Source organism: Lentzea sp. NPDC060358, from assembly GCF_042725365.1.
Classification (GTDB): domain Bacteria; phylum Actinomycetota; class Actinomycetes; order Mycobacteriales; family Pseudonocardiaceae; genus Lentzea.
On record NZ_JBHXCW010000443.1, the window covers coordinates 1 to 2,245 of the forward strand.

The window sequence follows — 2,245 nt, forward strand, 5'->3', positions numbered from 1 at the left end:
CCTTTGGGAGTGCCGGGGGCCAGGGGGCGGAGCCCCCAACAGGGGGCAAGGGGGCGAAGCCCCCAAAACGCCAAGCTCACGCAGGCGTCCCCCCGAAAGGAAGACCCCTTGAACCCAAACGCTACTCAGGGGGTCCGACAAGATCGAAGAGTCGACCTCACCGCCGCATGAACGGCGGAACGTCGACCTCGTCATCGGGGTCGTCGGTGACGGGAACCGGCCGAGACGGCAGGGACCCGTTCTGCGACAGCGACCGGGGTACGGACGAGAACCCGTTCCCCTGCACCGGCGACGGCTGCGGCGGCACGGCCGTGGGCGGGGCCTGCCGGATCTCGGGCTGGTGCACCGGCGGCGGAGGCGGAGCCTGCACCACGGGCGGCGGGGCCTGGACGACGGGCTGCGGCACGGGCTGGGCTACCGGGGCGGCGGTGGCGGCGGCGATCGGGCCGGAAGCGGCCCGGGACAGCGACGACAGGGCTGTCGGCTCCAGCTTCTTGTGCGTGGGTCCCCCGCTGTCGAACCCGGCCGCGATCACCGTGACCCGGACCTCGTCACCGAGGGAGTCGTCGATGACCGTACCGAAGATGATGTTCGCGTCGGGGTGGGCGGCTTCCTGGACCAGCGACGCGGACTCGTTGATCTCGAAGAGGCCCAGGTCGGAGCCACCGGCGATCGACAGCAGCACGCCGTGCGCGCCCTCCATCGAGGCTTCGAGCAGCGGCGAGTTGATGGCCTTCTGCGCGGCTTGCACCGCGCGGCCCTCCCCTCTGGCCGAGCCGATGCCCATCAACGCCGAGCCCGCGCCGGACATGACCGACTTGACGTCGGCGAAGTCCAGGTTGATCAGACCGGGGGTCGTGATCAGGTCGGTGATGCCCTGGACACCGGACAACAGCACCTCGTCCGCGGAGCGGAAGGCGTCCATGAGGCTGACACCGATGTCGCCCAGCTGCAGGAGCCGGTCGTTCGGGATGACGATGAGCGTGTCGCACTCGTTGCGCAGGGCCTGGATGCCGTCCTCGGCCTGCTTGGCGCGGCGCTTGCCCTCGAACGAGAACGGGCGCGTCACGACGCCGATGGTGAGTGCGCCGAGCTTGCGGGCGATCGAGGCCACCACCGGCGCGCCGCCGGTGCCCGTGCCGCCGCCTTCGCCGGCGGTCACGAAGACCATGTCGGCCCCCTTGAGGACCTCCTCGATCTCCTCGCGGTGGTCCTCGGCCGCCTTGTGACCGACCTCCGGGTTCGCGCCGGCGCCGAGGCCGCGCGTGAGCTCGCGGCCGATGTCGAGCTTGACGTCGGCATCAGACATCAGCAGGGCCTGCGCGTCGGTGTTCACCGCGATGAACTCGACACCCTTGAGCCCGACCTCGATCATGCGGTTGACGGCGTTGACGCCGCCACCACCGATGCCGACGACCTTGATCACCGCGAGGTAGTTGTGCGGGGGCGTCATCGGATCCGCCTTCCTGATCGTGGTCCGCGCGTGGTGCTGGGTGGGGATGCACCCGGATCGAAGCTCTCAACCTCTCGTCGAGGCCCAGAGTTATGTCAACCCCGTATGTTCCTGCTGGACGGTAAGCACCGGCGGTGCGTCGGTCCAGCAGCCACGCCGTAGGGTCCCAACACTGTGCGCTACTACTCCCCGGTCGTGCCGTCAAGCAGTGCGCATGGTGTCGAGCACGGCGCATCACCAGCCTAGTCGGACGCCGATATCGGAGATCGTCTCCCCCGGACTTCGCCGCGACCACGTGCTTTTGGGACCGAACAGCAGCGCCGGACCCCTTCTCCCCACCACCGTAGCCAAGCCCGGGCAGCCGGGCCACGCGGGTTCCCCCACCACCGCCGACTACTGTCCTTTGTGGACGGAATCGCAGGTGGGAGACCGACTTGAGTACTTCCTTCGGGTGACAACGATCAAGACGGCTAATGCCCCGCGGCGCAGGTCGATGAACACGGCAGTCGTCCGTCACCCAGGAGGCCCGTCTTGGCACCCGCACCCGCGTCCGTGCGCTCGCTCGTCGTCGAAGCGATCGTCCTGGAGCTCGTGACCAGCAGGCTCGGCAGCCTGCTCGTGCGAGCCGCGATGGCGCGGCTCAGGCCGAACGGCTGACGGACCCCGAGGAGGAGATCCCATGTGCTCGCAGCCGAACCCCCGCTCGTCGCACCGGCGTCCGCGCCGCTTCCCGGCGCCGTCGCGCCCTCCGCTGCCGCGGCCGTGACGCGATCGAGCTGAACGGCGCGGGGC

The 2,245-nt window shown here is 69.7% G+C and carries 2 protein-coding genes; one reads left to right on the forward strand and one right to left on the reverse strand.

Annotation, left to right across the window (positions count from 1 at the left end; genetic code table 11):
- Positions 1 to 157: 157 nt before the first annotated feature.
- Positions 158 to 1,453, reverse strand: a complete 1,296-nt coding sequence (gene ftsZ / locus ACFWGZ_RS40685; protein ID WP_382456921.1) for a cell division protein FtsZ — start codon at positions 1,451 to 1,453, stop codon at positions 158 to 160.
- A 531-nt stretch (positions 1,454 to 1,984) separates the two neighbouring features.
- Here ftsZ and ACFWGZ_RS40690 point away from each other — a divergent pair.
- On the forward strand, positions 1,985 to 2,110 hold the full coding sequence (locus ACFWGZ_RS40690; protein ID WP_330854859.1) for a hypothetical protein: 126 nt from the start codon (positions 1,985 to 1,987) through the stop codon (positions 2,108 to 2,110).
- Positions 2,111 to 2,245 lie beyond the last annotated feature (135 nt).

Coding starts and splice junctions, on each gene's coding strand:
- ftsZ (WP_382456921.1), bottom strand. CDS start 1,453: ATGACGCCCCCGCACAACTACCTCGCGGTGATCAAGGTCGTCGGCATC.